The organism is Legionella sp. km772 (assembly GCF_003989735.1).
GTDB lineage: Bacteria > Pseudomonadota > Gammaproteobacteria > Legionellales > Legionellaceae > Legionella.
The window spans coordinates 1-3,954 of record NZ_RZGQ01000230.1; the positions used below are offsets into that span (position 1 = coordinate 1).

Consider the following 3,954-nt stretch of genomic DNA (forward strand, 5'->3'; position numbering starts at 1 on the left):
TTGATTTTTTTGATGCAGTGTAATAATTTCGCTTTTTGGTCATTCTATTCCCCTCTTATATTAGAAGAATAGCTCTTAAAAATACCTTTTTTTCGTCTAAAAATCCGCGCCTATATCATAGACTATTTTTGAATCATAAGGAATTTTTACCCCCTCTTTCATATTTTCTAAATAGTTGCGTATTTCATTAGATACTTTATTCTCTAATAAAAATATTTGCTGAATATTTTTATCTAATTCTGGGCCAAATAATATTTTTCCCTCCAATTTATGAACATAAAGCTTTTTTGTATATTCTTTAACTTTATTAAGACGGTTCTGATAGACAAATACTTTGTCATCATAAGTTGTCTTTCTGAAGGCTGAGGAGTTGTTAACATTTTCAAACTGGGGATATTCAAAAGCCCATATCGCGGGATGTCTATAGTTATATAAATGATCTTTATATGTGTATAAATCCAAAAGTAAATTTTTTGCTTTTTGATGTCGTTCTGTCCCTGATAAACTTTTTTTCCATGTGTTAAGGCCTTGAAGTCCTACATATGATGCAATACATATTGAAAATATTGTTATTATATCTTTAAGAGAGCTTAAATTGAGGCTTAGTTTATAACTAATATTATTTCGTAATAAATAAATATTTATCACCAAGGATATAACAAATATAAAAGATATAGTTATAAGCCATTTACTTTTAAACATATTTCCTCTTTAACAAGACCTTGGAGTCAGGCACTATTTATTTTTTTTCCTATAATTGCCGCTGTTCATTGGCTTTATTCATTGTTGACCCAGTCAATTTTTTTTACTGCGTTGATCTTATGCTCTGGTGCTAAGTGAGCATATCTTAATGTCATTTTAATATCTGAATGACCTAACAGCTCCCGAACAGTATTTAAATCAATACCCGCCATAACCAGTTTACTAGCAAAGTGATGTCGTAAATCATGCCATCGAAATTCATTTATCTGTGCCTTTTTTAAAATAGTAGTCCACGACCGTTTAATATTATTAAACGGCTTATTGTCTTTACTGAGAAAGACCAGTCCCTTCTTTGATTCACTTTTTTCATAAAGTTGCTTTATTATTTTGTACGCTTCGTTATTGAGAGGTATATAGCGCGAGCTACTATTTTTGGTAATCTGACCAGCAATAATGATGGAACGCTCCTGTAAATCGATCATTTCCCAAGTTAGATGAAACAGTTCACCTTGTCGCAACCCTGTATTAATTGAGATTAAAACCATAGGTGACAAATAATCACAAAACGCCTCTCCTTCGCGTTCAGGAAGCAGCTCATATCCACGTGATTGTCTCCACTCGTTGCCCCGTTTCCGATCTTGTATTAATTGCTCTTCTCGCTCGAATAAAGCTTGTCGTAAGTTTTTTTCTTCATCAAAAGATAAATAACGCACTTTAGGCGCCCTATCTATTTTAGAAAGCTTTAAGTTTTTTAATGGGTTTTCTTTAATAACCCCCCATTCTACTGCCTTAGTAAATAAGGATTTTAATGTACCAATATCTCGATTAAGTGTGGCGTTCGAAATACCATCATTTAAACGCTTGATGCGCCATTGCTCTATAATAGATGGAGTTATTTCCTCTAAAGGCTTAGCAAATATTTTATCAAAGCAACGTATAATTGTAGCAAGCGTTTTATTCCCTCTTTTATGATGAGTTAATACCCAAGATTTATATTCATTTTCAAAAAATTCTTCTAAAGTTTTAGGCTTGTTAGTTCCTCTTTTAGCTTTCGGATCAATACCTTTATTAAAGTCATTCAAGATCTCAACAGCCTTTTCCCGAGCCTGAGCAGGGGTAATTATCCCTACAGTACCAATATTTATCTTGCCGCCTCGTTTATATTGGCAGACATAGCGCATTGTGCCGGAGGGAAAAACTCTAAGCAAAAATCCTTTTAAATCGGTGTCATGGACTTCATATTCTTTGTCTTCTGGGACTAGCTTTTTTACTAGGGTATTATTAATTTTGGCTTTCATTATCTAACCCTAATTCAAACATGATTTTTTCTTCTAATTGATCAGCATTTGGTAGTGCATCTTTCAGTTTCTCAGGGACGTCACGCGTCAATTGATAACCTGCGACGCCAACGGGTTTATCAATACCTCTCAAGGAGTATTCGACATCAAACTTAGTATGCTCGCCACATAAAATAATACCTATAGATGGGTTTTCATGAGGTTCTTTAACGAAATCATCCAACAGGTTCAGATAGAAATTCATTTTTCCAGCATATTCCGGCTTGAATTTTGATCGCTTAAGTTCTAAAGCAACAAGAGCCTGAAGCTTACGATGATAAAAAAGCAAATCAATAAAATACTCTGAATCTGGAGTCACAATACGATATTGATTGCCTATAAAGCTAAAACCATAACCCAACTCCAAAATTACATCCTTGATCTTTTCTACCATGCGGTTTTCAATCTCAGTTTCAATCACAGGCTTAGTAATACCTAACATGTCGAACATATAGACATCTTTCATTGACTGATCGGCTTGTTCCGCCAATTCCTTAGGTAAAGTTGCATTGAAATTATGCTTCTTATCAGCTAGTTGGTGACGTTCATAAGCATTTGAATTAATTTGTGAGCTTAATGTATCTCTTGTCCAAGCTTGTTCTTTCGTTGCGGTGAGATAATATAAACGCTCCTCATTATTTTTAACTTTATTCATAATGAGTAGGTTTTGCCCCCATGGAATTTCTGCGACAAGCTGTCGCAGATTTGGCTCATCCTTGTACTCCAAATAAAAACGTCGCATATCCCATAAATTTCTAGGAGAAAAACCAAATTTTGCTTCTGAGAAGGTTTTTCTTAAATCTTGGGATAATTTCTCTACAAAAGACTTACCCCAAGAATGCTCATTTTGATGTTGAACTATATGCTCTCCGAGCCACCAATAAAGAGATATAGCCTCTTTATTAACTGATTTAGTAGCACGAATTCGGGCTTGACGAATTTCAGTAGTTACTCGATTAAGAAAGTTTTGATATTCTGGTAAATCTTGGGTTGATAGTTCATTCATAAACAGCTCTCTATCCATGGGGTATTATTTTATTGATAGGAATAGTATATCCTTTTTCTATCAGGGTGCATATAGGGTGCAAATTAATTGCGTTTGATTGTATGATAATGCATTTCCATGTAATGAAAAATCAATAAAACCCTTTATTTATAAAGACATAAAATGCATAATAATGCATGGAGATACATCAAGACGTTTATTAAATCCCCCTCCTAAGGGGAAGGTCGGAGGTTCAAATCCTCTCCGGGACGCCAATAAAATCAACAACTTAAAATAAATAGCCTTGGAAAATTATTTTTATAGAGTGCTCCGAGAGTGCAATTTGATTGTGTTATATAATAAGATTAAGTAAGCCCATACACACTAGTAATTTGTATTTTAATTTTTTGACATATAGATTATAAATAATATATCCATCTCTTTGTGTAAAAATAATGAATATTGACTACCAAGCAATACTAATAGAATTTAGTAAAGAGTTATCTTTTGCACTTATTTCAAGTTATATTTTCTATTTTATAATTGTCTATTTCCCACAAAAAAAAGCCAATTTTAATTCTAACTCCTTCTTAATATTAAAATACAATAAATGTAAAGTTGAAATAATTACAACAATATTAACATACCTACATAGATCATTTTCTAAGGAAATTAGCGAAAATTGCAATAATTACAGATACTTGAGAACCTTAATTTCTAATGAGGATATTAGTGAAATTAGATCTCTGACTAATGATCAATTAAAAAACTTAGCTCATGAATTATATTTTTACTTATCGGATTTAAAAGTGTGATATAGGCGCGGATTTTTAGACGAAAAAAAGGTATTTTTAAGAGCTATTCTTCTAATATAAGAGGGGAATAGAATGACCAAAAAGCGAAATTATTACACTGCATCAAAAAAATCAA

At 32.7% G+C, this 3,954-nt stretch carries 3 protein-coding genes; all 3 read right to left on the reverse strand.

Going from position 1 to position 3,954, the window contains the following annotated elements; all coding sequences use genetic code 11:
- Positions 1-96 precede the first annotated feature (96 nt).
- The 3 genes from ELY15_RS14260 to ELY15_RS14270 all read right to left on the reverse strand — a co-directional run bounded on the left by ELY15_RS14260 (position 97) and on the right by ELY15_RS14270 (position 3,045).
- Positions 97-702: a hypothetical protein gene (locus ELY15_RS14260; protein WP_127101187.1), complete on the reverse strand. Its 606-nt coding sequence runs from the start codon at positions 700-702 to the stop codon at positions 97-99.
- Positions 703-776: 74 nt separating this feature from the next.
- Positions 777-2,000 carry a site-specific integrase gene (locus ELY15_RS14265; RefSeq protein WP_127101189.1) on the reverse strand — a complete coding sequence of 408 codons (1,224 nt, stop codon included), beginning with the start codon at positions 1,998-2,000 and terminating at the stop codon, positions 777-779.
- On the reverse strand, positions 1,984-3,045 hold the full coding sequence (locus ELY15_RS14270) for a YhcG family protein (RefSeq protein WP_127101191.1): 1,062 nt from the start codon (positions 3,043-3,045) through the stop codon (positions 1,984-1,986). Before ELY15_RS14270 ends, ELY15_RS14265 begins: the two co-directional genes overlap by 17 nt.
- Positions 3,046-3,954 lie beyond the last annotated feature (909 nt).

Bases quoted from the DNA above. Each gene is read 5' to 3' on its own strand.
- ELY15_RS14260 (WP_127101187.1), bottom strand. From the start codon at position 702: ATGTTTAAAAGTAAATGGCTTATAACTATATCTTTTATATTTGTTATA.
- ELY15_RS14265 (WP_127101189.1), bottom strand. From the start codon at position 2,000: ATGAAAGCCAAAATTAATAATACCCTAGTAAAAAAGCTAGTCCCAGAA.
- ELY15_RS14270 (WP_127101191.1), bottom strand. From the start codon at position 3,045: ATGAATGAACTATCAACCCAAGATTTACCAGAATATCAAAACTTTCTT.